Origin of the sequence: Brooklawnia cerclae (genome assembly GCF_011758645.1) — a bacterium.
GTDB classification, from domain to species: domain Bacteria; phylum Actinomycetota; class Actinomycetes; order Propionibacteriales; family Propionibacteriaceae; genus Brooklawnia; species Brooklawnia cerclae.
The window spans coordinates 101,398-128,393 of record NZ_JAAMOZ010000003.1; the positions used below are offsets into that span (position 1 = coordinate 101,398).

Genomic DNA, 26,996 nt, shown 5'->3' on the forward strand with positions numbered 1-26,996 from the left:
CGGCACACGGTTGAGTCGAGTGGACTCAACTTGGTCGGATGAGTGCGTTAGACTCAACTTCGTCACGCGGCTCAGGCCGCCGGCTTGATCCGCAGGCCAGAACTTCCCGGCTCCGCCGGGCGCACTATCAGGAGGAAACACATGGCTCGTGCAGTCGGTATCGACCTCGGCACCACCAACTCGGTGATCGCCGTGCTCGAAGGCGGTGAACCCACCGTCATTCCCAACGCCGAGGGCGCGCGTACCACTCCGTCGGTGGTCGCGTTCACCAAGAACGGCGAGGTGCTGGTTGGCGAGGTCGCCAAGCGGCAGGCCGTCACCAACCCCGAGAGGACGATCCGCTCTGTCAAGCGGCACATGGGGACGAGTTGGACGACCGACATCGACGGCAAGACGTATCGTCCGCAGCAGATCAGCGCGTCCGTGTTGCAGAAGCTGAAGCGCGACGGTGAGGCCTACCTCGGCGAGCCCATCACCAATGCGGTCATCACCGTCCCAGCCTATTTCGGCGATGCCGAACGCCAGGCCACCAAGGAGGCCGGCGAGATCGCAGGCCTGACCGTCGACCGCATCATCAACGAGCCCACCGCTGCGGCTCTCGCCTACGGCCTCGACAAGACCGACCAGGAGCAGACCGTGCTGGTCTTCGACCTCGGCGGCGGCACCTTCGACGTCTCGCTCCTCGACATCAGCGAGGGCGTCTTCGAGGTCAAGGCCACCAAGGGCGACCCCCGCCTGGGCGGCGACGACTGGGACCAGCGGATCATCGACTTCCTGGTCAAGCAGTTCCAGAACAAGACCGGCGTCGACCTGGCGAAGGACAAGATGGCCGGCCAGCGCCTGAAGGAGGCGGCCGAGCGCGCCAAGATCGAGCTCAGCCAGGTGCAGAGCACCGAGATCAACCTGCCGTACATCACCGCCGGCGCGGAAGGCCCGCTCCACCTCGAGGAGAAGCTGACTCGCGCCGAGTTCCAGCGCATGACCCAGGACCTGCTCGACCGCTGCAAGAGCCCGTTCAACGCCGTGCTGTCCGATGCGAAGGTCGCCGTCTCGCAGATCGATCAGATCATCCTGGTGGGCGGCTCGACTCGTATGCCGGCGGTCGTCGACCTGGTTCGCGAACTGTCGGGCGGCAAGGAGCCGAACAAGTCCGTCAACCCGGACGAGGTCGTCGCGCTGGGCGCGTCCCTGCAGGCCGGCGTTCTGAAGGGCGAGGTCAAGGACGTCCTGCTGCTCGACGTCACCCCGCTGTCGCTGGGCATCGAGACCAAGGGCGGCGTGATGACGCGCATCATCGAGCGCAACACCACGATCCCGACGAAGCGTTCCGAGATCTTCACCACGGCCGAGGACAACCAGCCGTCCGTGATGATCCAGGTCTACCAGGGCGAGCGGCAGTTCGCCCGCGACAACAAGTCGCTCGGCAACTTCGAGCTCACCGGCCTGATGCCCGCTCCCCGTGGCCTGCCGCAGATCGAGGTCACGTTCGACATCGACGCCAACGGCATCGTCCACGTGTATGCGAAGGACATGGCCACCGGCAAGGAGCAGTCGATGACGGTGACCGGTGGCTCGGCACTCGGCAAGGACGAGATCGACCACATGGTCAAGGAGGCCGAGGCCAACGAGGAGGCCGACAAGAAGCGTCGCGAGTCCGTCGAGATGCGCAACGAGGCGGACGCGCTGGCTTTCCGCACCGAGAAGCTGCTCGACGAGAACAGCGACAAGATCCCGGAGAACGTCAAGACTCCGGTCGTCGAGTCCCTCGCCGCGCTGAAGGAGACCCTGAAGGGCACCGACAACGACGACGCGGTGAAGACCGCGATGGAGGACCTCAACCACAAGGCCGCCGCCATGGGGCAGGCTGTCTACGAGGCGGCGCAGGCCCAGCAGCAGGCAGCCCCGTCCGCCGACGAGCCGACTACCGAGACCGGGCAGGGCCCGGACGACGTGGTGGACGCCGAGATCGTGGACGACGACAAGAAGGAATGAGCACGAGTCTGGCGGCGCCCGGGACAACCGGGCGCCGCAGGCGCGCTCTCGTAGGAGGACAACACAATGACTGAACCCGTGGACAGGCCGGCCGAGCAGGCCCAGGACGAGCGTCCGGACGTGGTGGACGACGATCGGGCCACAGCGGCGGCGACCGAGTCCCCGGAGGATGCCTCCCGGCGTCTCCAGGCCTTGGTGGACGAGCGCACCGAGGACCTGAAACGTGTGCAGGCCGAGTACATCAACTACAAGAAGCGTGTGGACCGTGATCGGTCGCTGGCCCGGCAGGCCGGGGCGGAGTCGGTGCTGCGCGATCTCATGCCGGTCTTCGACTCGATCGTGGCCGCCGGTCGGCACGACGAACTCGCCGGTGGGTTCAAGCTGACCGCCGACGAGCTCACGAGGGTGGCACACGCCCATGGCCTGGAGTCGTTCGGCGAGCCGGGCGACGAGTTCGACCCGCGGTTGCACGAGGCGCTCATGCAGGTCGCCGTCCCCGGCACCGGCGAGATGACCGTCAAGGACGTCATGCAGGTCGGCTACCGGATCGGCGACCAGGTGGTTCGTCCCGCCCGGGTGGTCGTGGCGGTGCCCGACGGCACGGACGACGGCTCGGAGGCGGCCAGGGCTGCGGAGGACGCGGGAAGCGGCGACGCGGATCAGGCGCGACCGGAGGCCGACGAGGCTCGGTGACGGCGACCCGGTGACGATGGGAAGGGGGATCCAACGGTGAGCTCGAGAGACTGGCTGGAGAAGGACTACTACAAGGTCCTCGGTGTGTCGAAGGACGCCAAGCCCGAGCAGATCAAGAAGGCGTTCCGCAAGATCGCGCGCGAGAACCACCCCGACCAGCATCCCGGCGACAAGGCCGCCGAGCAGCGGTTCAAGGAGGCCTCCGAGGCCCACGACATCCTCTCCGACCCGCAGAAGCGGCGCGAGTACGACGATCAGCGCAGTCTGTTCGGCGGGGGCTCGAGCTTCCACTTCCCTCGCGGGGGTCAGGCGAGCACCGCTCACGCGTCGGGTGAGGACGTCTTCCGTACGGTGAGCGACACGGGTCTGGGCGATCTGTTCAGCAACCTGTTCGGACAGGCGACCTCGCCGACCAGACGCGCGTCCGGCCGTGGCCCGCGTCGTGGGGCTGACGTCGAGGGCGAGGTCACCATCGGCTTCAACGAATCGGTCGAGGGTGCGACCGTCGGCGTCCAGATGATCAGTGAGGACGCCTGCCCCGCCTGTCACGGCACCGGGGCAAAGGCGGGAACGTCACCGCGCGTCTGCCCGACCTGCCAGGGATCGGGCATGCAGCAGTCGACCTCGGGGGGCGTCTTCCAGGTCGCCGAGCCATGCCGCGAATGCCACGGCCGCGGCCTGATCGTCGACGATCCCTGTGAGGTCTGCCACGGTTCCGGGCGTTCCCAGAGCCGGCACACGATGCAGGTGCGCATTCCCGCCGGCGTGATCGACGGGCAGAAGATCCGCATCAAGGGCAAGGGCAGCGCGGGCGAGAACGGTGGAGCGGCCGGCGACCTGTACGTGGTCGTCCATGTGCGTCCGCACCCGGTGTTCGGACGCCAGGGGGACAACCTGACGGTCACGGTTCCCGTGACGTTCGCCGAGGCCGCGCTCGGGGCGGAGATCGAGGTGCCCACGATCGAGGGCTCGACGGTCAAGCTGCGGGTTCCGGCGGGGACACCCAACGGGCGGACGTTCCGTGTCCGGGGCCGTGGCGTCGCCAGATCGGCCGGAGCCCAGTCGTCGGGGACCAGGGGTGACCTGCTCGTCACCATCGAGGTGCAGGTACCGGGATCGCTGTCGAACGCCGCTCGCGAGGCCCTCGAGGCCTATGCCGGCGCCGCCGGTGAGCCGAATCCGCGGGCCGGGCTGCTGGCGCGGGCGCGATGAACACCTCCGAGCGGCTCCCTCAGCTGATGGACCCGGACGCCCCGGCGTTCAGCATCTCCGTCGCGGCGGCGCTGGCCGACATGCATCCCCAGACGTTGCGCACCTACGACCGGCTGGGGCTCGTCGTCCCCAGCCGGGCACGAGGCGGAGGACGACGCTATTCCCCGCGTGACGTCGGCAAGCTGCGACTGATCCAGCATCTGTCGCACGAGGAGGGCATCAACCTCAACGGCATCCGGCGGATCATCGACCTCCAGTCCGAGTTGGACGAGACCCGCCATCGTCTGGACGAGTTGGCCTCGCTCGTCCGGCAGTTCGCCGAACAACGGGAGACGATGGCCCCGCGCGTGTTCGCCGCGGGATCATCGGGATACGTGGCGCAGGGGCGTCGTCCCCGTCGGCCGTTGGCCCTACCCGGGAGTTGAGGGTCCTCCCGGGGTCGCGCATGGTGGCGCGGGACCGCGAAACGTCCTAACCTGAAAGGCGTCGTTGCTGCAGTGATACATCGGCACGATATATTGAACGCGTCGTAAGTCGTCCCGAGTGTGAGGATTCCCATGTCACTGCGCCAGCAGACCCTGGATCTGGCGATCCTCGGTCGCTTGATGCGCGGGCCTTCGCACGGGTACGAACTGCGCAAGCACGTCAACGTGGTCATGGGATACCTGCACAAGGTCTCCTTCGGATCCCTCTACCCGGCGCTGCGGCGCCTGCTGGACAGCGGATTCATCTGTGACTGCGGAGCGGGCCGGACGACCCTCATCGTCGGCAACCGTTCGCGACGTGTGTACCACCTCACCACCTCCGGCCAGGAGCACCTCACGCGTGAACTGGCCGCTGCCGAGCGCCAGGCGGTGTCGGACGACGACTTCGGCGTCCGCTTCAGCCTGTTCGGGATCACCGATCCCCGCACCCGGCTGTTCGTCCTGCGTGGACGACGTGACCACATCTGGTCCCGGCTGGTGGCGCTCGACGAGTGCGTCCAGCCCGACCAGGACGCCTATACCCAGGAGCTTGTGCGGCACCAGCGCGAGAGCGTCGCGCAGGAAGTGGCCTGGCTCGACCAGGTCATCGCCGCAGAAGAAAACGCGTCCGTGAACGGGACTGTCCCGTCAGGCGCCTACTCAACCAAGGAGAACAGATGAGCACGATTCGCGTCGCGATTGTCGGCGTGGGCAACTGCGCGTCATCCCTCGTCCAGGGGGTGACGTACTACCGGGACGCCCCTGTGGATGAGACTGTGCCCGGCTTGATGCACGTCCAGTTCGGCGACTACCACATCCGTGACATCGAGTTCGTGGCCGCGTTCGACGTCGATGCCCTCAAGGTCGGCCTCGACCTTGCCGATGCCATCAATGCGAGTGACAACTGCACCATCAAGATCAGCGACGTCGCGCCCACGGGCGTCATCGTCCAGCGTGGTGTCACCCTCGACGGCCTGGGCAAGTACTACCGCGAGACCATCGAGGAATCGCCCGCGGAGCCGGTGGACGTCGTTCAGGCGCTCAAGGACGCCAAGGTCGATGTTCTCGTCAGCTACCTGCCGGTGGGTTCCGACGAGGCGGACAAGTACTACGCGCAGTGCGCCATCGACGCCGGGTGCGCGTTCGTCAACTGCCTCCCGGTCTTCATCGCCTCCAACCCGGAGTGGGCACAGAAGTTCGTCGACGCCGGTCTGCCGATCGTCGGGGACGACATCAAGAGCCAGATCGGTGCCACCATCACGCACCGCGTGCTGGCCAGGCTGTTCGAGGAGCGCGGCATTCAGATCGAGCGCACCTACCAGCTGAACGTCGGCGGCAACATGGACTTCAAGAACATGCTGGAGCGCGAGCGCCTCGTGTCGAAGAAGATCTCCAAGACCCAAGCCGTCACCAGCAACGTCGAGCATCACTTCGAGGATCGCGACATCCACGTCGGCCCGTCCGACTACGTCGATTGGCTGGACGATCGCAAGTGGGCGTTCGTCCGCCTCGAGGGGCGCAACTTCGGCGGCGCACCGGTGAGCCTGGAGTACAAGCTCGAGGTGTGGGATTCCCCCAACTCCGCCGGCGTGGTGATCGACGCGATCCGTGCGGCCAAGATCGGCCTGGACCGGGGCATCAGCGGCCCGCTGCTGTCTCCCGCGAGCTTCTTCATGAAGTCCCCGCCGGAGCAGCGTCACGACGAGGACGCTCTCGAGTCGGTCGAGGCGTTCATCCGCGGAGAGGTCGAGCGCTGATCGGCACGGCGAGCACGTCGTCTCTCGCACGGGGCGGGTCCTTCGGGGCCCGCCCCGTGCCGTTCCGCCGCTCTTCCGCTCGCTGAGCCTGTCGGAACGAGGTGGTCCTTTCGACGGGTTCAAGGATCGTGGGTCTGTGCTCGTTGAGCCTGTCGGAACGAGGTGGTCCTTTCGACGGGTTCAAGGATCGTGGGTCTGTGCTCGTTGAGCCTGCCGGAACGAGGTGGTCCTTTCGACGGGTTCAAGGATCGTGGGTCTGTGCTCGTTGAGCCTGCCGGAACGAGGTGGTCCTTTCGACGGGCTCAAGGATCGTGGGTCTGTGCTCGTTGAGCCTGCCGGAACGAGGTGGTCCTTTCGACGGGCTCAAGGATCGTGGGTCTGTGCTCGTTGAGCCTGCCGGAACGAGGTGGTCCTTTCGACGGGCTCAAGGATCGTGGGTCTGTGCTCGTTGAGCCTGCCGGAACGAGGTGGTCCTTTCGACGGGCTCAAGGATCGTGGGTCTGTGCTCGTTGAGCCTGCCGGAACGAGGTGGTCCTTTCGACAGGCTCAAGGATCGTGGGTCTGTGGTCGTTGAGCTTGTCGAAACGACGCCGAGAAGGGGCACGCAACCCACCTCACTAGGATGAGCCGCATGGACGCTGCCGAGAACCCTCCGGCGAGGATCGACCTGGGGCCGACCCGATACCAGCTGTTCGATGCCTTCGTCTGGGTGGGACTGGGGCTGGTGGTCGGTGTCTTCCTCGCGCTCAGTACGGCTCTGACCGGTGAGGTGAACGAGGGCACCGTGATTCTCGGGGTGGGAGTGGTCGTGCTGGCACTGGCGTCGCTGGTGCTCGAGTTCAGGGCACTTCCCGGGGCAGTCGTCACCGTCGGGGACGACGAGGTGGCGCTCGTCCCACGGCGCGGCGACGAGGTCCGGTTTCCGCGAGGCCAGATCGGCGGCATCCGTCTTGATCCGCCCGTCCGTGACGGCGGTCTCGCCTCCGGTCGTGGCCCGGGGGTGGTCGATCACCCCGGGAGCCTGCGCTCCACGCGGGCGGCACGGCGTCGCCGAGGGCTGCAGCGTCCGACCTGGCGGTTGACGGTGCTGTCCGCCACCGGGTCCGCGATGCTGGCCGACGTGGGTGTGGGTGGCAATGCCGAGCGCGTCGAACAACTCCGGAGAGCCTGCGAGGCGACCGGAATCCGGTTCGCATCCGGGGAATGACTGGGGAATATCAGCCTTCGTTCCAGGGTTGAGTGACATAGACTCAACTTTGTCCTGATTCACCGAACGCGGAGACCCCATGGATACGGAGAAACTCACAACCATGAGCCGCGACGCGGTATCGACTGCGCTGCGACTCGCCCTCACCAACGGCAACCCCTCGGCCGAGCCGGTGCACCTGCTGCACGCGCTGCTGCTCGTCCCCGAGAACTCGGTAGCCCCCTTGCTCGCCAAGGTCGGCGCCGACGCCGGCCAGATCGACCAGCAGGCGCTCGCTGCCGTCAAGCGGTTACCCAGCACCTCGGGCGCCTCGGTCACCCAACCTCAGCTGTCCGGCCCGCTCGCCCGCGTCATGGCGGACGCGGAGACCCGCGCCGAGGAACTCGGTGACCAGTTCGTCGCCACAGAGCATCTGCTCATCTCGCTGGCGGCGGTGACCTCCGAGGCCGCGACCATCCTCAACCGTGCGGGCGCGCTGCCCGACAAGCTCGCCCAGGCCTTCAGCGAGGCCCGGGGCAGCAAACGCGTCACGAGTGCGGAGGCCGAGGGCGGGCAATCCGCTCTCGACAAGTACTCGGTCGACCTGACCGCGCGTGCCCGCGAGGGCCACCTCGACCCGGTCATCGGGCGCGACGCCGAGATCCGGCGCGTTGTCCAGGTGCTGTCGCGCCGTACGAAGAACAACCCCGTGCTCATCGGTGAGCCCGGCGTCGGCAAGACCGCCGTCGTCGAGGGCCTGGCCCAGCGCGTCATCGCGGGCGATGTGCCCGATTCGCTACGCGGACGCCGCGTCGTGTCGCTCGACCTGGCGTCCATGGTCGCTGGTGCCAAGTACCGCGGTGAGTTCGAGGAGCGCCTGAAGGCCGTCCTCAACGAGATCAAGGAGGCCCAGGGGCAGATCATCACCTTCATCGACGAACTGCACACGGTCGTCGGAGCGGGTGCCGCCGAGGGCGCGATGGACGCGTCCAACATGCTGAAGCCCTTGTTGGCCCGCGGTGAGTTGCGCATGATCGGCGCGACGACGCTCGACGAGTACCGCGAGCACATCGAGAAGGATCCCGCCCTGGAACGCCGGTTCCAGCAGGTCTACGTCGGCGAGCCGAGCGTCGAGGACTCCATCGCGATCCTCCGCGGCATCCGCGAGCGCTACGAGGCACACCACAAGGTGCGCATCACCGACGGAGCCCTGGTCGCCGCAGCCACGCTGTCGCACCGCTACATCACCAACCGTTATCTTCCCGACAAGGCGATCGACCTCGTGGACGAGGCTGCGTCCCGGTTGAGGATGGAGATCGACTCCTCCCCCGAGGAGATCGATCAGCTGCGGCGCCAGGTCGACCGCCTGACGATGGAGCAGTTCGCGCTCGGCAACGAGAGCGATCCCGCGTCGCGTGCGCGCCTGGACGCGTTGAACGCGGAACTGGCGGACGCACAGGAGAAACTGCGTGCCCTGGAGGCACAGTGGGAGGCCGAGAAGGCCGGGCTGAACCGCGTCGGCGAGCTGAAGACGCAGATCGACGCCCTGCGCACCGACGCCGAGAAGTACCAGCGCGAGGGCAACCTCGAGAAGTCGGCGCAGATCATCTACGGCGAGATCCCAGCCCTGGAACGGCAGATGGAGGCCGCGGCGAAGGCCGACGAGGAGGCCCAAGCTCGGTCGATGGTGCGCGAGGAGGTCACCTCCACCGATATCGCCGAGGTCGTCAGCGCGTGGACCGGCATCCCGGTCGGCAAGATGCTCGAGGGTGAGACCCAGAAGCTGCTCGAGATGGAGCAGCGCATCGGCGACCGCCTGATCGGCCAGAAGCAGGCCGTCAAAGCCGTGTCGGACGCGGTGCGCCGCGCCCGCGCGGGCATCTCCGACCCCAACCGGCCCACCGGAAGCTTCCTGTTCCTGGGCCCGACCGGCGTCGGCAAGACCGAGTTGGCCAAAGCCCTGGCCGAGTTCCTCTTCGATGACGAGCAGGCCATGGTGCGCATCGACATGAGCGAGTACATGGAGAAGCACTCCGTCTCGCGGCTCGTCGGAGCCCCTCCCGGCTACGTCGGATACGAGGAGGGCGGTCAGCTCACCGAAGCGGTGCGGCGTCGTCCGTACTCGGTGGTGCTGCTGGACGAGGTCGAGAAAGCACACCCCGACGTCTTCAACATCCTGTTGCAGGTGCTGGACGACGGCCGTCTGACCGACGGGCAGGGGCGCACGATCGACTTCCGCAACGTCATCCTCATCATGACCTCCAACCTCGGCAGCAACTTCCTGGCCGACCCCGGGCTCGACGAGCAGGCCAAGTACAACGCCGTCATGGGCGTCGTGCGCAAGGCGTTCCGTCCGGAGTTCCTCAACCGGCTGGACGAGGTCGTCATGTTCACACCGTTGAGCCGCGAGGATCTGGCGCGCATCGTCGACATCAACCTGGGCCGCATCAACAAGCGGCTCGCCGACCGCCGGATCAACATCGTGGTCACCGACGCCGGTCACGAGTGGCTGGCCGAGACCGGTTACGACCCCGTCTACGGCGCGCGGCCGTTGCGCCGGCTGCTGCAGACCACGATCGAGGACGAACTCGCCCGCCGCCTGCTCGCCGGCGAGGTGACCGACGGTGCCACGGTGACATTCGATGTCACCAGCGACCGGTCGGGGCTGCGGGTCATCCCGACGATGTGACCAGGTTCCTTCAAATTGCGTCGAGCGCTGGGCCTGAGTGGCGTTTGCGGTAGTCACACGCCATCGCTGGTCGGGCTGCTGGCGAATTGAAGGAACTGAGTCACGCTGCGTGCCCCGTTTGTCCTGCTGGGTGTGGTCGTCCACCGGGCAGGACGGACGGGGCATCCCTGACTCGCCCCTGGGGTTCGGTTGTGGGGGCTCCTCCCGGCGTCCGGATCGGGGAGAATTCGTGCGACGCAATGTTCCACCGAAGCTCACGCGATATCCCATTCCGTCGTCATCGACCGAGAGGAACCCCGATGTCGTCCCTGGTCATTTACGAATCCCTGTTCGGCAACACAGCTCAGGTGGCCCAGCGGGTCGCCGAGTCCCTGGGCGTGGAGGCCACACCGGTCGCCGATGCCCCGACCGAACTGCCCGAAGAGGTCTCCCTGCTCGTCGTGGGCGCCCCGACCCACGTGTTGGGCCTGTCGTCCGAGAACACCCGCAAGTCTGCCGCCGAGAACGGCGCGCCCGAGATGCACACGGGCGTCCGCGAATGGGCCGCCACGGTGAGGGGACGCCCGGGTGTGCACGTGGTGACGTTCGACACGTCGAGTTCCACATTCCTCGGAACCGCCGCGAAGGCCGCGTCCAAGGCGCTGAAGAAAGCCGGGTTCACCGATGTCGAGCGCGGCGAGGTGTTCAAGGTGCTGGGCAATGCGGGCCCACTGGCCGAGGGCGAACTCGATCGTGCGAGCGAGTGGGGCCGGGCGCTTTCCGTGCGACCATAGCCTGCATGGCATCCGAGTCGTTTCGTCTCGTCCGTGACGGCGAAGGCGTTCAAGTGGTCATGGACGGGGTCGCCCAGTCGTGGGTGCACCCGGACGACCCCACCCGGCTCGAGTTCGGGTACATGCTGCGCATGGCCGACTACCTGGATGCCGTCGCCCCCCCGAGGGAGCGCATGCGCGTGGTCCACATCGGCGGGGCGGGCATGGCGATGGCCCGCTACGTCGCTGCGCGGCGTCCGACATCACCGCAGATCGTTCTCGAACCCAACGTCGCACTGACCGACGAGGTACGCCGGGAGATGCCGCTGCCTGCCCATTCCGGCATCAAGGTGCGGGCGACCGACGGCCGCAGCGGGCTGGCGGCGATGCCCGACGACTACGCGCGTGTGATCATCCTGGATGCCTTCGACGACGCATGTGTGCCCGCCGACCTTGTCAGCGAGGAGTTCTTCGCTGATGTGGCGCGCGTCCTGACCGACCAGGGGCTGTTGCTCGTCAACGCGATCGATCGACACCCGTTCGGGTGGACGAAACGCGTTCTCGCCGGCTTGGCCGAGCGCTTCCGTGAGGTGGCGATGAGCGCCGAGTCGGCCACGCTGAAGGGCAGACGTCACGGGAACCTGGTGATCGCCGCCAGTGATGCTCGGCTCCCGATCGATGTCGTGACCCGGCGGGCGGCCGCCTCGGTGTTCGGCTACCGGGTGTTGCACGGGCTCGTCCTGGGACGCTTCGTGGGGAGCGCCGAGCCGTTCGCGGACGCGGACTCGCTGCCCTCACCGGCCGTGGAGCGGGGGCTGCTCCACTTCGAGTGAAGAGCGTTTGGATTATCGGGGTTGATCGTGGGTCGACTATGACCCGCGATCAACCCCGATGTTCGTGACGGGAGGCGCGAAGTCACGATCGTGAGGTCGCCGTGCCCGCGACCGCCGCACCCTTAACGACCCTTGCCGGGCGTCGGAGGCGGTGTATATCGTGTGTGCTACTGCACCATTGGAGAGTACAAGGGAGTACATCCATGCGGAAGATCATCAACCAGCCCGGCGATTTCGTGGACGAGGTTGTCGACGGAATCCTGCGGGCGCATCCCGATCAGTTGAAGGCCGCGGACCCTGCTCGTCGTGCACTCGTGCGTGCCGACGCGGGGACGAACGGGCGGGTCGGCATCGTCACCGGTGGCGGTTCGGGGCATCTGCCGCTGTTCCTGGGTTACGTCGGCCGGGGGCTGGCCTCGGGATGCGCGGTCGGGAACGTGTTCAGCTCTCCGTCACCCCAGCAGATCCATGCGGCGACGGTGGCCTCCGACGACGGGGCTGGCGTCCTGTACCTGTACGGCAACTACGGCGGTGACGTCTTCAACTTCGACATCGCCGCGGACCTGTCCGCCGCCGACGGCATCCGTACCACCACTGTGCTGGGCCGCGACGACATCCTGTCGGCGCCCGCCGAGAAGGCGGACACCCGGCGTGGGGTCGCGGGCCTGTTCTTCGCCTACAAGACCGCCGGCGCAGCCGCCGAGCGAGGCTACGACCTCGACCGCGTGACCGAGATCGCCCAGCGCACCTGCGACAACACGCGGACGATGGGGGTCGGCCTGTCCCCGACGATCCTCCCGGCGGCGGGCGAGCCGACCTTCGAGCTCGGCGAGGGCGAGATGGAGATCGGCATCGGCATCCATGGTGAGCCGGGTCAGTTCCGTGGGCCACTGGAGACCGCCGACCAGATCACCGATCGTTTCCTGGCCGAACTGGGCACCGAGATCGACCTGCGCCCGGGGACACGGCTAGCCGTCCTCGTCAACGGCCTGGGCGCCACTCCCCTGGAGGAGCTCTACGTCGTGTACCGCCGCGCCCACCAGGCGATCACCGGGCGAGGCGCAGAGGTCTGTTCCCTGTTCATCGGTGAGTACGCCACGTCACTCGAGATGGCCGGCGCCTCACTGTCGCTGTGTGTCCTGGACGACGAACTCGCCGAGCTCATCGACGCGCCCGCGCGCTCGCCGTTCTTCCAGCACGGGTCGGTGGCCCCGGCCGATGCCGCTCGCAGGACCGCCGAGCACCGGACGACCGGTGCCGAGCCGGGGACCGTGACCGTGCGGACCGTCGAGGCCCCCGGGGTGCTGCGTGACATCGTCCTGGCGGTCACGCTGGCTCTGCCGTCGCACAGCGACGAGTTGCGGGCCCTGGACGCGGCGCTGGGCGACGGCGACCTGGGCATCACCGTCGGCGCGGGCGCGCGGGCCCAGCACGCCGCCGTCGAGGCGCTGCCCGGCGACGCGGCACCCGGAGAGGTGCTCAAGGCTGCGGGCGTCGCGTTCTCGTCCGCCAATCCGTCGACCTTCGCCGCACTGCTGGGTGGCGCGCTGATCGGCGCGTCGGGTGTGTTCGCCGACGACACGGTCGACCGCCGCTCGCTGGCGCTGGCGGCGCACACCATGGTCAACCGCATCAAGGCCCGTGGCGGGGCCGAGGTGGGTGACAAGACCGTGATCGACGTCATCGACGCGGTGGCGAACTATCTCGACGAGGCTCAGACCGACGAGGCCACCGAGCTCGCCGATGGCGCCGTACGCGTGGCCGGCGAGGTGGTCGAGCGTCAGGCCGGCCAGATCTCGCAGCGGGGACGCGCCGCCTGGGTCGGGGAACGCTCCGTCGGCCACCGTGACCCCGGGTCGGTCGCCTTCCTGCGGCTGCTGGAGGAGATCCGCGCCGCCGTCCGTTGACGGTCGCCGGTCGTCGAGCATCGGCATCACCCACCCCCGGAAGCACATCCGCGGGTCCGTCGGACCCATCTTCGGGAAGGAAGCAGCACATGTCCATTCAGTTCAGCCGACGCCAGTTCATCTACGTGGGCGCGGGCGTCGCCGCGGTGGGGGCACTGGGTGCCTGCGGCACCACCTCCGACACCGGCAGCTCGGCGTCGAGCGCAGGGGGCGCGTCGAGCGGCGGGAGCGGGGCCATGGTGACGGTGCCGAAGCTCACCGGCATCGCGTGGTTCAACCGCATGGAACAGGGCGTCAAGATGTATGCGGACGACACCGGCAACAACGCCTACTACCAGGGCTCCAGCCAGGCCGACGCGAACGCCCAGGTCAAGGTGCTCCAGGACCTCATCGCGTCCAAGGTGGCCGCGCTCCTGGTGACCCCGTTCCAGCCCGACGCGGTGGAGCAGGTGCTGAAACAGGCCATGGACGCGGGCATCGTCGTCATCACCCATGAGGCGCCCAACATCGAGAACGCCGACTACGACGTCGAGGCGTTCCAGAACAAGGACTACGGCGTCAACCTGATGAAGGAACTCGCCTCGCGCATGGGTGAGCAGGGTGAATACGTCCAGATGGTCGGCTCGCTGAGTTCCACGACCCACATGGAGTGGGTCGACGCGGCCGAGGAGTATCAGAAGGCGAACTACCCGAACATGACGCGCGTCGGTGACCGGATCGAGACCTCGGACGACTCCCAGGAGGCCTACGCGAAGATGCAGGAGGCCCTGACGGCGTTCCCCAACCTGGCGGGCGTCCAGGGCTCGGCGTCCACCGATGTCGTCGGCGTCGGGCAGGCCGTGGAGGAAGCCGGCCTGCAGGACAGGATCGTCGTCTGCGGGACGTCGACGCCGAAGGACACCAAGGCGCTGCTGGAGAGCGGCGCGATCGACCTCATCCAGTTCTGGGATCCGGGCATGGCCGCCTACGCCCAGAACGTGGCGGCGAAGATGCTGCTCGACGGCGAGAAGATCACCGAGGGCATCTCGCTGGAGGCCGACGGCTATTCCGGCATCACCATCGACGGGAAGGTCATCTACGGCGACAACGCCTGGATCAACGTCACCAAAGACAATGCAGACGCCTACGACTTCTGACGAGTTCGAGGACGCGGGAGGGGCGCTCCCGGCCTCCGTGGCCGGGGGCGCCGCACCGGCTGTGCGCTGCGTGAACGTCTCGAAACGGTTCGGCAGCGTCCAGGCCCTCGACGGGGTCGATCTGGAACTGCGGCGCGGGCAGGTGCACGCGCTGGTGGGGGAGAACGGGTCGGGCAAGTCCACCCTGACGAAGATCATCGCCGGGGCCTACGAGCCGGACTCGGGTGAGGTGTGGATCGATGGTGATCTGCTGCCCCGCGTCACCCCCAGGGAGGCCCTCACCCGCGGGGTCCGCGTGATCTACCAGGACTTCGCGCTGTTCCCGAACATGACGGTCGCCGAGAACATCGGCTTCGAGGGCGACCGGCCAGGCCTGGGCCGTGTGCCGCGCGCGCGTGCGCGTCAGGCGGCGACCGAATCCCTGGCCCGCCTGGGGCTGGTCATCGACCCCGACACCCGCCTGGGCGACCTGTCGACCGCAGAACGGCAGCTGGTCGCGATAGCGCGTGCCGTCTCCGGAGAAGGCGACATCATTCTCATGGACGAGCCGACCGCCGCCCTCACCCAGGACGAGATCGACCGCCTGCTGCGGTCGGTGCGCGCGCTGGCCGCGACCGGGGTGTCGTTCGTCTTCATCAGTCACAAGCTGCGGGAGGTCGTCGAGATCGCCGATCACGTGACGGTCATCCGCGACGGCCGCCTGATCGCGTCCGGCCCGGCCGACGAGTTCGACCAGGAGCGCATCGGGTTCCTGATGACCGGCGGCCATGTGGTGAACGAGCGCCGGGCCGTCGTCCCCGACAAGGCCGGTGTGCCCGTGCTGGCCACTCACTCCCTCGGTCTGGGGACCACCTTCACCGACGTCTCGCTCGAACTGCATGCCGGACGCGTGCTCGGCCTGGCGGGCCTGGTCGGCTGCGGGAAGGGTTCGATAGGCCTGGCCATCGCGGGGTTGATCCCCACCGATGCCGGCACGGTGGAGTTCCGTGGCCGGCGGATCGCCTCCATGCGGGGCCGCCCCGACCTGCAGTACGTGCCGGATGACCGCCTCACCGAGGGCCTCTACCTCGACTGGTCGATCGCCGAGAACATCATTCCCAACGACCTGGACGAGGTGCGCGGCCGGATCGGTCTGCTGTCCGGCGCCAGGCAGTTCGCGCTGGCCGAGAAGTGGCGCGACCGGCTCGCCATCAAGACACCGACGGTCGAGGCGCCCGTGTCGTCCCTGTCGGGGGGCAACCAGCAGCGGGTGCTGCTCGCCCGGTCGTTCGCGCCGGGCCCGGCCGTGGTCGTCTTCAACAACCCGACCGTCGGTGTCGATGTGGGTTCGCGTGCCGCCATCCACGACCTGATCCGGGCCGTGGCCGATCAGGGGGCCGCGGTCCTCCTGATCTCGGACGAGCCCGCCGAGGTCGTCTCTCTCAGCGACGAGGTGGCCTTCGTGGTGAAGGGGCACGTGGTGACCATGCGCGACGCCCGGGGCCTCACCGAGGAGCAGGTCATCGACATCATCTCGACCGGGGCAGCGGCATGAACGCGTCCCTGAAATGGTTCACCGGCCACCGCGAGATGCTGCTCGTGGTCGTGCTGCTGGTGATCTCTGTGCTGTTCGGGCTTCTCAACCCGAGTTTCTTCTCGGCCGCGCATCTCTTCGGCATCCTGCGCAGCTCGGTGGTGCTCGGCATCATGGCGCTCGGGGTCATGACGGTGCTCATCACCAACGGCATCGACATCTCCGTGTCGGCCACGGCTGTGGTCGCCATGTACGTGACCACGGTGACGTTGAATGCGGTTGGCTTCCACGGCACCGTGCTGGTGGCCATACTGCTGGGCTGCCTGATCGGGGCGGTGCTCGGGCTCGTCAATGGCATCCTGGTGGCCTGGCTCAAGCTGCCTGCCATGATCGTCACCATCGGCACGCTGACCCTCTACCGCGGGGGCCTGCTCGCCTTCGTCGGCACCGAGCGCATCCGGGAGCTGCCGGCGCAGATGGCCGAGTTCGGCCAGCTCCAGCTGATCCAGGTCTCGTCGGGTGGACGACTGGCGTCCCTGCACGTGTCGGTGCTCGTCTGGATCGTGCTGGCGATCGGCCTGGCGGTGGTGCTGCGCGACACCTGGTGGGGGCGCTACCTGTACGCGATCGGCGACAACCAGGAGGCGGCGAGCCGCATGGGCGTCAAGCCCGACCGCATCCGCATCTCGGCGTTCGTGCTGTCGGGGACGATGGCCGGTCTGGCCGGCATCTTCTACGCGTCCATGAACCGGGCTGCCGATCCGTCGACCCTCGTCGGATTCGAGATGTCGGTGCTCGCCGCCGTCGTGCTGGGTGGTGCCAACGTCACCGGCGGACGCGGAACCGTGCTGGGCACGGTGCTCGGCGTCCTGCTGATCACCCTGGTGGGCAACTCGCTGGTGCTGGTCGGCATCCCGTCGGCCTGGCAGCAGCTGTTCGTCGGCGTCTTCCTGCTGTTCGGCGTCGTGATGCCCGCCATCCGTGACCGGCGTAACCGGATCAGGCGTGGAGTGGTGGTGGCGGACTGATGCAATCGAGATTCGGCCCCCGTGCCCACACCTGGTCGCTGATCGGCCTCGTGCTGGGCCTCACCGTACTGTTGAGCGCGCTCGCGCCGCAGACCTTCCCGACGGTCGGCAACCTGCAGTCGATGGCCGTGCAGATCGCGCCGCTGGGTCTGCTGGCCCTGTGTATCGCGATCACCTTCCTCATCGGCGGCATCGACCTGTCGTGCGTCAACGTGGCCAACGGGTCGGCGGTGATCGCCGCGCTCGTGATGAACGCCCTGGCCCCGTCGACAGGGGCAGGCCCGGCCACCGCGATCGGGCTCGTCGCGGCCTTGTGCACCGGGCTGCTGGCCGGGCTGGTCAACGGGCTGGTCATCGCGATGCTGCGGGTGCATCCGATCCCGACCACCCTGGGAACCTCTGCGGTGTTCCTGGGCATCTTCACCGGCATCACCAACGGCAGCACGGTCTTCGGCCAGGGGACGCTGGGCTCGCTCAGCACGAGCACGGTGGCGCTGCTGCCACTGTCGTTCTGGGTATTCCTGCTCGCCGTGGCCGCGTTGATGGTGGTGACGCAGCGCACCCGGCTCGGATTCCGGCTGTACGCGATCGGGGAATCGACCAGGGTCTCACGGTTCGCCCGTATGCGGGTCGAGCGCGACCAGGTGATCGCCTACATGATCTCGGGGCTGTTCGCCTCGCTGGCAGGGATACTGCTGTTCGCGGGGCTGAACGCGGCCAACGTCTCGTTCGGCTCGTCCTACCTCACGCAGGCACTGCTCATCGCGGTCATCGCCGGCATGGACCCCTACGGTGGCTCGGGGCGCGTCGGCATGGTCGCGCTCGCGGCGATCGCGGCCCAGGAACTCCAGACCGGTCTCAACATGGTGCTCGGAGGATGGAGCGGCTCGGCCTTCGCGTCCGACTTCGCCTGGGGCGTCCTGCTCATCGCCATCCTCGGTTTCTCGCGGTGGCTGGGTCGGCGCACGGCTCGCAGGCGTCGGGAGCAGGCCACGGCGGCCCTTGTCGCCGACGGAGCGCAGGGCTCCTGAGCAACATGCCGCTTTCGTCTGTTTCGAATGCCATGGTGGATGAAGGAGATTCATCACGGGGTTCTTTCTGGAAGGACGATGACAATGGCCAGTGTCAGCCGCATCGAGTACGGACCCGGGGCCGACCAATACGTAGAGATGTCTCGGGTCGACGACCCTCGCGCGACGGTCATGCTCGTCCATGGCGGGTACTGGCGCGAGTCGGTGACCCTCACCGGTCTACGGCCGTTGGCCGAGCACCTGGTGGGGAGGGGGTTCGACGTCGCGAACGTGGAGTATCGGCGCGGCCCGGTCGCGGGGGCATGGCCGATCGTCCGGGACGACGTGCGGGCCGCGACAGCGGCGTTGCGCTCGTGGGTACGAGGGCCCCGGCTCATCGGTGTCGGCCACTCCGTCGGTGGGGAACTCGTGCTGTTGGCAGCCGACCTGCTGGACGCCGTCGTCGGGCTGGCACCTGTCACCGACACCGCTCGTGTGCACGACGAGGCACTGGGGGACGATGCCACGCTCGGCTACTTCGGTGTGCCCCCGCGGGAGGCGCCGAGGGCCTATCGGGAGTCGTCCCCATTGCACTGCCCCCCACCGCGCGTGCCCACCCTGCTCGTCCACGGGGCGCCGGACGACCGTGTGCCGCTGACACACACACTTGACTACCTGAACGCCCATCGGAAGGCCCCGATCGACCTGGTCGTCGATCACGGCGCCGACCACTTCGACGTCATCGACCCGACGCACCCGCTGTGGCGCCAGGTCGACGCCTGGCTCGACGGGATCGCGGCCCCCCGATCGGGCTCCGCCCGTGTCGCGGACGCCGCTCTCGGCTGGCCCGAGAAGGTGCTATGGGGCTCGTGACAGTGCCCGGCGCTAGGGTTGGGACATGAACGCGACACAGTCGACCCCGCTGGTTGTCCAGACGGTCTCCGAGCCGCAGCGCAAGGATGTCGAGGACTCGCTCGTGACCACGCGTCACACGATCGAGACGACCGATGGGACGCTTTCGTATACCGCGCGCACCGGACGCGTCGTCGTGGGCGAGGAGGAGTCGACCGACGGCGTGTTCGGCGGGCTCGCCCAGCGGGCCCAGCTCGGCGTCACCGCCTACACGCTGGACGACGCCGATGTGGCGACCCGCCCGATCACGTTCTGTTTCAACGGCGGGCCGGGATCGGCCTCCCTGTGGCTGCACCTGGGGCTCGTCGGCCCGAGGATCGTCGACGTGGGCGACGTCGGTGCCCTCGTGCCGCCGCCGTACCGGCTGGCCGACAACCCGCACACCCTGCTGCGCGACACCGATCTGGTCGTGATAGACGCGATGAGCACGGGCTACAGCCGCGTGGTCGAGGGGCGCAAGGCCAAGGACTGGCACGGGTGGAAAGCTGACGTGGCGCAGTTCAGTGAACTCATCCGCCTGTGGATCACGCGCGAGGACCGCTGGATGAGCCCCAAGTTCCTGCTCGGCGAGAGCTATGGCACGGTGCGCGCGGTCTCGGTGGCACAGAAACTGCAGGACGACTTCGGCTGCTACCTCAACGGCATCATCCTGCTGTCGAGCGTCGTGGACTTCGGGTCACAGGATTTCGACAACCCCCGTTGGGACGAGGCCTGCGTCAACTTCCTGCCGACCTATGCCTCGATCGCCTGGTACCACGGCAAGCATCCCTACCGAAGCCTGGGAGAGGTGCGCGCGGAGGCCGAGGCGTTCGCCGATGAGCCCTACCGCCTGGCGCTGGCCAAGGGGCGCAGGCTTCCCGCGGACGAGCGCAAGGCCGTCGTGGCGAAGCTCGCGGCGCTGACGGGGCTGGACGAGGCATATGTCGAGCGCACGAACCTGCGGATCGAGCATGCGCGGTTCTGTGAGGAACTGTTGCGCGACCAGGGGCTGATCGTCGGGCGCATCGACGGCCGGTTCACCGGCCCGGCCCGGTCGGCCACGGAAGAAGCGATGGACACCGATCCGAGCAGCGATCAGACGCTCGGCCCCTTCACTGCGGCACTGCACCACTATCTGCGTTCGGAACTGGGCAGCACCGAGGAGATGAACTACCAGGTGGCCGCCGAGCTGTGGAAGGACTGGAGCTACAAGGAGTTCGAGGGTCGGCCGGTGAACGTGGCCGACAAGCTGGAACGCGTCATGCGGGCCAACGCCGCCTGCCGCGTGCGGATCGAGTACGGCTACTACGATCTCGCGACACCGTACTGTGCCGCCCGCGACATGGTTGACCACCTTCACCTGCCGGACGAGGCCTTCGACCGGATCGAGCACGCCTGGTTCGAGACGGGGCACATGCCCTACCTGCACGGCCCCTCCCGGGAGCGCGAGGCGGACGAGCAGTGTGCCTTCATCCGGTCCGCCTCCGGGCGCTTCGCCCGTTCGGCATCCGGGCCGCGATAGGACTGGCGGGTGTTGTCGTCCGAGCAGGAGGCAGGCGAACCGGGGGAGCCGCAAGCGGACGCCCCGACGCCTGATCGGGTGGAAGGCTGGAACGCGGAGCTCGAAGGCCCGCCCACCCAGGTACTCCCGGCCGTCGTCGGCCCCTTCGACGCACCTGTCGTGATGCCCGATCCCGTGGCGGCGCCCGGTCCCGCGGGGGAGCCGGAGACTGTGGTGGCGCCGAACTCCGCAGCCGACCCGTACGAGATCGTGGCGGCGCCACCGGCCGAGAAATCCCCGGTCGAGGAGCCCCCGGTCGAGGTGGACGACGATGTCACGGAGGTGGCATTGCCCCGGGTGACCGAGGACGCCGCCGTGACTGCCACGATCGACGAGGAGGTCGTCGAGGCGGCGGCATCCCCGACGGGTGAGCCCGCTGCCGAGTCGCCGGCGGCCGTGATCCACGAGCCTGTGACCGTCGTCCCCGAGACGAGGCCGGCACCGGTCGCGGCCGTCTTGTCGGCGCCTGTCACGCCGCCGTCACGGGAGGTGGATGACGAGGCGACCGCGATGTCCGACCTCCTCGCCGACGAGCGGCCACCGGCTTCCGGGAGAGGCGCGCGGCGCGCATTGCGAACGGCATGGATCGTCCTGCTCGTGGTCGTGCTCGCGGCCGGTGCCTGGGCCGCCTGGTTGCTCGTCGGCACGAATCAGCTGGCCAGGAACACCGCGAATCACCTGATCGACGACTACTTCGCGTCCTGCGACAGTGGTGGGGACGCGCAGGTCGTGGGCGTCCTCAGCCTGCCCGACCTCGATGGGGAGTCCTGGCCGATCGTCACCGGATCCGATGACGACGCGCTGTCGGCAGGAGTCGCCTGGTATCCCTCGACGGCCGAACCCGGCGAGGTGGGCAACACGGTCGTGGCGGGTTATCGGCTCGCCCACGGTGAACCGTTCCGCCACTTGCTCGACCTCGACGCCGGTGATCGCGTGCAGATCGAGACCTGTGATCAGGTGCTCACCTACGTGATCGAGGTCGCGCCGCGCGATCTCACCGTCGGCGACCACGACGACTGGGTGATGGATGCGGTGCCCGGCGACCCAGGGCGGCTGCCCACTGCGTCCATGGTCACCCTGGTCACCAGCCAGGACCTGCTGCCCACGAGCGACCGCTCGGTCGGCTTCGCGCGCCTCGACGAGGCCCAGCCCCGTTCATAGACCACGAGGAGCGGTCGGAAGGACGCGGCCGCTAGGCTCGGATCCTATGAGCGATCGCAAGCAGCTGCTGGACCTGATCAACGACCTGGCCATCGTGCGTGGCCGCGTGACGCTGGCGTCCGGTAAAGAGGCCGACTACTACATCGACATGCGGCGTATCACCCTCGACGGTGTGGCCTCCCCTCTTGTCGGGCGTGTCATGCGCGAGCTGGTCGCCGATTGGGACTTCGTCGCCGTCGGTGGGCTGACGATGGGTGCGGACCCGGTCGCCACAGCGATGCTGCATGCTGCCTCAGCCGCGGGGGAGCGGTTGGACGCGTTCGTCGTGCGCAAGGAGACCAAGGCCCACGGCCTCAACAAGCGGATCGAGGGCCCGAACGTCGTCGGCCGCCGGGTGCTCGTGCTGGAGGACACCTCGACCACTGGCGGGTCGGCGCTCACGGCCGCCGAGGCGCTGCGCGCGGTGGGGGCCGAGGTCGTCGGCGTGGCCGGCATCGTCGATCGTGCCACCGGTGCCGCCGAAGCGATCGAGGCGGCCGGAATGCCCTACCGCTACGCGTTCGGTTTGGATGACCTACGGCTGTGAGCCGGGACGACGACCCCGGCGTGACGAAGGACGAGCCGCAGCTCCACGGGGATGACAACGACCCCCACGACCCCACCGTGCCCGATGTCGGCGTGGGCCCGCACCCTCTGCCCTGGCCGACCGACCCGCGCCTCGACCCCGAGTTGCTCGCCGCCGGCGATCGCCGCAACGTGGTCGACGGATATCGGTACTGGACGATGGACGCGATCCGCGCCGACCTGGCAGCGCGGCGGGGGGCATGGCGTCCGGCACGGTTGCAGGTGGCCATCCAGAACTGGCAGCACGACTTCAACATCGGGTCGATCATCCGGACGGCCAACGCCTTCGACGTGGAGACCGTGCACATCGTCGGACGTCGCCGCTGGAACCGCCGCGGAGCCATGGTGACCGATCGCTACCTCGATGTCGTCCACCAGCCCGACGAACGGGCACTGGCCGATCACTGCCGGGCGGAGGGCCTCGTCCTGGTCGGCGTAGACAACCTGCCGGGTTCGCGGCCCCTCGAGACTTTCGTCCTGCCCGAGGCGTGCTGCCTGGTGTTCGGGTCGGAGGGCCCCGGGCTCACCGAAGCCATGGTCGCCGAGTGCGAATCCCTGGTGGCGATAAGCCAGTACGGGTCGACGCGCTCGCTCAATGCCGGGGCCGCGGCGGCCATCGCGATGCACCACTGGATGGTTCAGCACGTGCCGCACGAGGGCTGATCCCGTCGGTTCCGCCTCGTTTCGTGCCCGATCCCGCTCCCTCGGACCCCAGCTGTGGCGTGTTCAGCCCGACCGCCCGTGACTGAGTTCCTTCAAACTTGTGCGGTCGCTCGGTTCGTGCTGCATCACACGTAGTCGGAGCGATTCGGTCGGCTGACGGCGAAGAATTGAAGGAACGTGGTCACGCCGGGACGAGCAGACCTCGCTCAAGAGGCCGGGGTTACGCTCGCAGCCAGGTGGTCCCGCGGATGCGCAGCGTGAGCATGACGGCCCGCATGCCGATGAACACGAAGCCATAGGACGCCCAGATGAGCAACATGCCCGCGACCCCTGTCGTGCCCGTTGCCGCGACACCCAGCAGGACGGGCAGCAACACGGCGATCGTGGCGACGCTCGCGATGGCGAGGTAGGGGTAGTCCTCCGCGGCGATGAGGATGCCGTCGAGGACGAACACGTATCCGGCGAGCGGAAGCCCTGAGGCCATGAGCAGGAACGTCCATGGCAGTGGCCCGAGCACGGTCGGGTCGGAGGTGAACACGCGTCCCAGCACGGGCGAGGCGGCGGCGATCACCAGCGCGCCGGCCGCTCCGCAACGCCATCCCCAGGTGATGAGCCGTCGCGTCGTGGTGGTCACGGCCTCGCGGTCGCCTGCCCCGATCGCCCTGGCCAGCAGGGCTTGAGCGGCGATGGCCAGGGCATCCAGGCCGAACGCGAACGCCGAGAACACGGTGGACAGCACTTGGTATCCGGCGGTCTCCGCGGGCCCGAGACGGGCCGCGACCCATACGGTGGCGACGACGCCGATACGTAGCCCGACGGTGCGAACGAACAGCCACCACGACGAGGTCGCGACCCCGCCGATGAGCGCCGGATCGGGCATGAGCGACGCACCGGAGCCCCGGGCCGCCCGGACCACGATGGCCACGTATGCGGCGGCCATCGCCCACTGTGCGATGACGGTGCCGAGCGCCGATCCGGCGATGCCCATCCGCAACCCGTAGATGAGTATGGCGTTGAGCGCGATGTTGGCGAGAAATCCCGCTCCTGAGACGACCAGCGTGGTGCGGGTGTCCTGGAGGCCGCGCAGCACTCCCGTACCGGCCAGGACGAGCAGCATCGCGGGGATGCCGGCCAGCGAGACGCGCAGATAGGTGGCGGCCTCGGCGGCGACCCCGGCGTCCGAGGAGAACCAGCCGATGATGGGACGCGCGGCCGGCAACGCCGCCAGTGACAGCACCACTCCGATGAGCAGCGCGAGCCACATGCCGCTCGCGCCGGCCGTCAGGGCCCCGGTTCGGTCTCCGGCCCCGACCCTCCGGGCGACGCTCGGTGTCGTCGCGTAGGCGAGGAAGATCATGAGGCCGACCGCGGTCTGCAGCAGCGTCGAGGCGACGGCGAGCCCGGCGAGCTGCGTGCTGCCGAGGTGGCCGACCATCGCCGAATCGGCCAGCAGGAACAGGGGCTCGGCCATGAGCGCACCCAGCGCGGGTACGGCGAGGCCCCGGATGTCGTGGTCGATCGCGCGCAACTGGGGATCTCGTGAGGGCACGTGGCGACGATACCTGCATCCGCGGGTCGGGTGAGAAGCCTGGGAGAAGCCCGGACGCGTCCTCACCCGCTCTCGCCGGGCCGCCTGCCACTCCAACGGGCATCCGGGTTTCCGGACGCGGGAAACGGACTCGCGGAATATTACGACCGTAAACGTTCTAGGCTTGTCAGGTGTCACAACTGGACGAGCACGCCGACACCGGATCGTTCGAGGCCATACCTGATCCGGTGGACCGTGCGACCCGTCCTGGCGGTGGACGCGTCGACGCCTTGTTGCGGCGCTGGTTCGCGACATCGCAGCTGAGTCATCGCGCGGTCGGTGCCCTGCTCCTGCCCGTCATCGTCAGCCAGGCATTCACCATCGGGTTCACCTCCCTGACACCCATGGTCGTCGCGAACGCCGGTCCTGTGGCGGTCAGCGCTGTGAGCACCGTGGAATACGTCAACATCTTCGTCGTCCAGATCCTGATCGCCTTGGCGACAGCGGGCTCGATCGTCGTCGCGCAGAACATGGGGCGGGGCAGCCGCACCGCGGCGCAGCGTTCGGCGGGCGCCACACTGTGGGTGACCGCGGTGCCCGCGCTGGTCGTCGGTGTGGCGCTGCTCGTGGCCTCCGATGCGGTTGCCAACGGTCTGCTGGGGCCGGCGGGCGATCAGGCCGTCGCGCTCGGCCGCATGTACCTGTTCGCGCTCGCACTCGGCTACCCGGCCCAGGCGATCGTCGAGGCGGCTTCGGCGTCCCTGCGTGGTGTCGCCCGGACGGCCCCCGCCCTCTACCTGACCGTCGCCATGAGCGGGGGTTTCCTCGCCCTGGCGGTCGTCCTCGTCCGCACGTTCGACCTCGGCGTGATGGGGCTGGCGATCGCCGTCGTGGCCACCCGCTATCCCACCGCGGCCCTGGCCCTGTGGCTGGTGCGTCACGACCGGGTGCTCGGAACCGGTGGACGGCTCGTGTGGCCGATCGACGCGACCCGAGTGCGTCAGGCCGTCATGCTGGGCCTGCCGTTCGTGGCCGAGCAGGTCTTCTTCAACGGTGGCAAGGTGCTCATCCAGATGTTCGTCGTCGGCATGGGAACCGTGCAGATAACGGCGAACGCCGTTGCGAACTCGCTGGTCGGGCTCAGCGACGTCGTCGGGCAGGCGATGTGCCTGGCGCTGGTGCCCATCGTCGGCCAGGCGATCGGCGCCGGCCGGCCCGATGATGCGCGCCGCCTGGTCCGTTCCTTCGTCATCTCCTCGTCGGCGGTCGCGGTGATCGTGTCGGGGGTCATGCTCGCCGGTTTCGACTGGTTGCTCGATCTCTTCAACACCCCGGCGCGCGCTCGGTCGGACGTGCTGATGATCTTCGGGCTCGTCGCCCTGGCCCGGTTGTTGTGTGTGTGGTCGATGTCGTTCATGACGCCCAGTGGCCTGCGCGCCGCCGGGGACGCCGTCTACACCACGGTGATCGCGTCGGTGTCGATGCTGTTGCGGGTCGCGGGCATCTGGTATGTCGGCGTCCATCTCGGGTACGGGGTCGTCGGCGTGTGGGCCGTCATGGTCGCCGAGTGGGTGCTGCGCGCGATCGCGTTCGACCTGCGGTTCCGGGGCCACCGCTGGGAGAACAAGGCGGTCGCCTGAGCCGGTTCAGCGCGTCGCGGCCAGTGCGTCGGCGGTGAGCTCGTCCAGGTTGTCGATGACGAGATCACAGCGTGCGAGCACGTCGGCCGCTGGCGGGTGGAAGTGCGGTGGCACGGCCACCACGGCCATTCCCGCGGCCAGGGCCGAGGTCAGGCCGTTGGACGAGTCCTCCACCACGACGCAACGGGCCGGGTCGGCGCCCAGCAGTTCGGCAGCCCTGAGGTATCCGTCGGGGTGCGGTTTGCCCCGGGCGACCTCCTCGGTCGACAGTTGCACCGAGAGCAGGGTCTCCCAACCCGTGTCGGCGGCCACGGCGTCGATCAGGCGTCGCGGGGACGACGAACAGATCCCGATCGGCAGCAGCGCGGCCATACGCCGGACGGCCGCGTCAGCCCCGTGAAGCAGCGGCACGCCCGAGTGGTAGCGGTCGATCATGCCCCGGATGGTGCGCTCGGCGGCGTCCTGCCAGGTGCCGTGGACGCCCACCTTCTCGACGAGATAGGTGGCCCATTCCCGCGTCGACAAGCCCATCATGTCGACGGTCGCGGTTGGTGGCCAGGGACGCCCGTCGTGGGCCGCCAGGCCTCTGCGTATCTCGTCCCACCAATGCTCCGAGTCGGTGAGGGTGCCGTCCATGTCGAAGATCAGGGCGTCGAAGGGCAGCGAACCGTCCGCGGCGGTGGTCGGCGACGCGGAGCCGTTCCGCAGACCGTGAGGGGATGCGATGGGCTGGGGAGCGTCGGTCATGCGTCCAGT

At 68.3% G+C, this 26,996-nt stretch carries 23 protein-coding genes; 21 read left to right on the forward strand and 2 right to left on the reverse strand.

The annotated features are described in order from the left end of the window. Window positions 1-141 precede the first annotated feature (141 nt). From dnaK to FB473_RS15170, 20 genes are all read left to right on the forward strand, one after another. The gene (gene dnaK, locus FB473_RS15075) at window positions 142-1,992 is read left to right on the forward strand and encodes a molecular chaperone DnaK (RefSeq protein ID WP_167170626.1); all 1,851 of its coding nucleotides are present in this window, start codon (window positions 142-144) and stop codon (window positions 1,990-1,992) included. Window positions 1,993-2,058: 66 nt separating this feature from the next. Further along, window positions 2,059-2,685, forward strand: coding sequence for a nucleotide exchange factor GrpE (locus tag FB473_RS15080; protein WP_167170630.1), 627 nt, complete (start codon window positions 2,059-2,061; stop codon window positions 2,683-2,685). A gap of 36 nt (window positions 2,686-2,721) precedes the next feature. Continuing rightward, the gene (gene dnaJ, locus FB473_RS15085) at window positions 2,722-3,897 is read left to right on the forward strand and encodes a molecular chaperone DnaJ (RefSeq protein ID WP_167170633.1); all 1,176 of its coding nucleotides are present in this window, start codon (window positions 2,722-2,724) and stop codon (window positions 3,895-3,897) included. After that, complete coding sequence (locus FB473_RS15090) at window positions 3,894-4,322, forward strand: heat shock protein transcriptional repressor HspR (protein WP_167170636.1); 429 nt, start codon at window positions 3,894-3,896, stop codon at window positions 4,320-4,322. The genes dnaJ and FB473_RS15090 overlap by 4 nt, the downstream gene beginning before the upstream one ends. 132 nt (window positions 4,323-4,454) lie before the next feature. Continuing rightward, window positions 4,455-5,042, forward strand: coding sequence for a PadR family transcriptional regulator (locus tag FB473_RS15095; protein WP_167170639.1), 588 nt, complete (start codon window positions 4,455-4,457; stop codon window positions 5,040-5,042). Continuing rightward, a complete protein-coding gene (locus tag FB473_RS15100; RefSeq protein WP_167170642.1) occupies window positions 5,039-6,118 on the forward strand; it encodes an inositol-3-phosphate synthase in 1,080 nt (359 codons plus the stop codon). Before FB473_RS15095 ends, FB473_RS15100 begins: the two co-directional genes overlap by 4 nt. A 631-nt stretch (window positions 6,119-6,749) precedes the next feature. Next, window positions 6,750-7,325, forward strand: a complete 576-nt coding sequence (locus FB473_RS15105; protein WP_167170646.1) for a hypothetical protein — start codon at window positions 6,750-6,752, stop codon at window positions 7,323-7,325. A 79-nt stretch (window positions 7,326-7,404) separates the two neighbouring features. After that, a complete protein-coding gene (gene clpB, locus FB473_RS15110; protein WP_167170649.1) occupies window positions 7,405-9,993 on the forward strand; it encodes an ATP-dependent chaperone ClpB in 2,589 nt (862 codons plus the stop codon). A gap of 299 nt (window positions 9,994-10,292) precedes the next feature. Beyond that, on the forward strand, window positions 10,293-10,766 hold the full coding sequence (locus FB473_RS15115) for a flavodoxin family protein (RefSeq protein ID WP_167170652.1): 474 nt from the start codon (window positions 10,293-10,295) through the stop codon (window positions 10,764-10,766). A gap of 5 nt (window positions 10,767-10,771) precedes the next feature. After that, window positions 10,772-11,578: a spermidine synthase gene (locus FB473_RS15120; RefSeq protein WP_167170655.1), complete on the forward strand. Its 807-nt coding sequence runs from the start codon at window positions 10,772-10,774 to the stop codon at window positions 11,576-11,578. A 203-nt stretch (window positions 11,579-11,781) separates the two neighbouring features. Next, complete coding sequence (locus FB473_RS15125; protein ID WP_167170658.1) at window positions 11,782-13,485, forward strand: dihydroxyacetone kinase family protein; 1,704 nt, start codon at window positions 11,782-11,784, stop codon at window positions 13,483-13,485. Window positions 13,486-13,574: 89 nt separating this feature from the next. After that, a complete protein-coding gene (locus FB473_RS15130) occupies window positions 13,575-14,621 on the forward strand; it encodes an autoinducer 2 ABC transporter substrate-binding protein (protein ID WP_167170661.1) in 1,047 nt (348 codons plus the stop codon). After that, on the forward strand, window positions 14,599-16,155 hold the full coding sequence (locus FB473_RS15135) for a sugar ABC transporter ATP-binding protein (protein WP_167170664.1): 1,557 nt from the start codon (window positions 14,599-14,601) through the stop codon (window positions 16,153-16,155). The genes FB473_RS15130 and FB473_RS15135 overlap by 23 nt, the downstream gene beginning before the upstream one ends. Further along, on the forward strand, window positions 16,152-17,162 hold the full coding sequence (locus tag FB473_RS15140) for an ABC transporter permease (protein ID WP_167170669.1): 1,011 nt from the start codon (window positions 16,152-16,154) through the stop codon (window positions 17,160-17,162). The genes FB473_RS15135 and FB473_RS15140 overlap by 4 nt, the downstream gene beginning before the upstream one ends. Further along, on the forward strand, window positions 17,162-18,193 hold the full coding sequence (locus FB473_RS15145; RefSeq protein WP_167170672.1) for an ABC transporter permease: 1,032 nt from the start codon (window positions 17,162-17,164) through the stop codon (window positions 18,191-18,193). The genes FB473_RS15140 and FB473_RS15145 overlap by 1 nt, the downstream gene beginning before the upstream one ends. Before the next feature lie 84 nt (window positions 18,194-18,277). Beyond that, the gene (locus FB473_RS15150; protein ID WP_167170676.1) at window positions 18,278-19,045 is read left to right on the forward strand and encodes an alpha/beta hydrolase family protein; all 768 of its coding nucleotides are present in this window, start codon (window positions 18,278-18,280) and stop codon (window positions 19,043-19,045) included. A gap of 25 nt (window positions 19,046-19,070) precedes the next feature. Next, window positions 19,071-20,585 (forward strand): S10 family peptidase, encoded by a 1,515-nt coding sequence (locus tag FB473_RS15155; RefSeq protein WP_243864032.1) that lies wholly within the window; start codon window positions 19,071-19,073, stop codon window positions 20,583-20,585. A gap of 9 nt (window positions 20,586-20,594) precedes the next feature. After that, complete coding sequence (locus tag FB473_RS15160; RefSeq protein WP_167170679.1) at window positions 20,595-21,785, forward strand: sortase; 1,191 nt, start codon at window positions 20,595-20,597, stop codon at window positions 21,783-21,785. A gap of 46 nt (window positions 21,786-21,831) precedes the next feature. After that, the gene (gene pyrE / locus FB473_RS15165) at window positions 21,832-22,371 is read left to right on the forward strand and encodes an orotate phosphoribosyltransferase (RefSeq protein ID WP_167170682.1); all 540 of its coding nucleotides are present in this window, start codon (window positions 21,832-21,834) and stop codon (window positions 22,369-22,371) included. A 77-nt stretch (window positions 22,372-22,448) separates the two neighbouring features. After that, on the forward strand, window positions 22,449-23,072 hold the full coding sequence (locus tag FB473_RS15170; protein WP_341770152.1) for a TrmH family RNA methyltransferase: 624 nt from the start codon (window positions 22,449-22,451) through the stop codon (window positions 23,070-23,072). Window positions 23,073-23,292: 220 nt separating this feature from the next. Here FB473_RS15170 and FB473_RS15175 read toward each other — a convergent pair whose 3' ends face one another. After that, the gene (locus FB473_RS15175; RefSeq protein WP_208390844.1) at window positions 23,293-24,621 is read right to left on the reverse strand and encodes an MATE family efflux transporter; all 1,329 of its coding nucleotides are present in this window, start codon (window positions 24,619-24,621) and stop codon (window positions 23,293-23,295) included. A 170-nt stretch (window positions 24,622-24,791) separates the two neighbouring features. Here FB473_RS15175 and FB473_RS15180 point away from each other — a divergent pair, with 170 nt between their 5' ends. Then, window positions 24,792-26,240 carry an MATE family efflux transporter gene (locus tag FB473_RS15180; protein ID WP_208390845.1) on the forward strand — a complete coding sequence of 483 codons (1,449 nt, stop codon included), beginning with the start codon at window positions 24,792-24,794 and terminating at the stop codon, window positions 26,238-26,240. A 6-nt stretch (window positions 26,241-26,246) separates the two neighbouring features. Here FB473_RS15180 and FB473_RS15185 read toward each other — a convergent pair whose 3' ends face one another. Further along, window positions 26,247-26,987 carry an HAD family hydrolase gene (locus tag FB473_RS15185; protein ID WP_167170694.1) on the reverse strand — a complete coding sequence of 247 codons (741 nt, stop codon included), beginning with the start codon at window positions 26,985-26,987 and terminating at the stop codon, window positions 26,247-26,249. Window positions 26,988-26,996 lie beyond the last annotated feature (9 nt).

Coding starts and splice junctions, on each gene's coding strand:
- pyrE (WP_167170682.1), top strand. CDS start 21,832: ATGAGCGATCGCAAGCAGCTGCTGGACCTGATCAACGACCTGGCCATC.
- FB473_RS15100 (WP_167170642.1), top strand. CDS start 5,039: ATGAGCACGATTCGCGTCGCGATTGTCGGCGTGGGCAACTGCGCGTCA.
- clpB (WP_167170649.1), top strand. CDS start 7,405: ATGGATACGGAGAAACTCACAACCATGAGCCGCGACGCGGTATCGACT.
- dnaK (WP_167170626.1), top strand. CDS start 142: ATGGCTCGTGCAGTCGGTATCGACCTCGGCACCACCAACTCGGTGATC.
- FB473_RS15135 (WP_167170664.1), top strand. CDS start 14,599: ATGCAGACGCCTACGACTTCTGACGAGTTCGAGGACGCGGGAGGGGCG.
- FB473_RS15115 (WP_167170652.1), top strand. CDS start 10,293: ATGTCGTCCCTGGTCATTTACGAATCCCTGTTCGGCAACACAGCTCAG.
- FB473_RS15120 (WP_167170655.1), top strand. CDS start 10,772: ATGGCATCCGAGTCGTTTCGTCTCGTCCGTGACGGCGAAGGCGTTCAA.
- FB473_RS15185 (WP_167170694.1), bottom strand. CDS start 26,987: ATGACCGACGCTCCCCAGCCCATCGCATCCCCTCACGGTCTGCGGAAC.
- FB473_RS15145 (WP_167170672.1), top strand. CDS start 17,162: ATGCAATCGAGATTCGGCCCCCGTGCCCACACCTGGTCGCTGATCGGC.
- FB473_RS15140 (WP_167170669.1), top strand. CDS start 16,152: ATGAACGCGTCCCTGAAATGGTTCACCGGCCACCGCGAGATGCTGCTC.
- FB473_RS15150 (WP_167170676.1), top strand. CDS start 18,278: ATGGCCAGTGTCAGCCGCATCGAGTACGGACCCGGGGCCGACCAATAC.
- FB473_RS15105 (WP_167170646.1), top strand. CDS start 6,750: ATGGACGCTGCCGAGAACCCTCCGGCGAGGATCGACCTGGGGCCGACC.
- FB473_RS15155 (WP_243864032.1), top strand. CDS start 19,071: ATGAACGCGACACAGTCGACCCCGCTGGTTGTCCAGACGGTCTCCGAG.
- FB473_RS15090 (WP_167170636.1), top strand. CDS start 3,894: ATGAACACCTCCGAGCGGCTCCCTCAGCTGATGGACCCGGACGCCCCG.
- FB473_RS15130 (WP_167170661.1), top strand. CDS start 13,575: ATGTCCATTCAGTTCAGCCGACGCCAGTTCATCTACGTGGGCGCGGGC.
- FB473_RS15125 (WP_167170658.1), top strand. CDS start 11,782: ATGCGGAAGATCATCAACCAGCCCGGCGATTTCGTGGACGAGGTTGTC.
- FB473_RS15095 (WP_167170639.1), top strand. CDS start 4,455: ATGTCACTGCGCCAGCAGACCCTGGATCTGGCGATCCTCGGTCGCTTG.
- FB473_RS15080 (WP_167170630.1), top strand. CDS start 2,059: ATGACTGAACCCGTGGACAGGCCGGCCGAGCAGGCCCAGGACGAGCGT.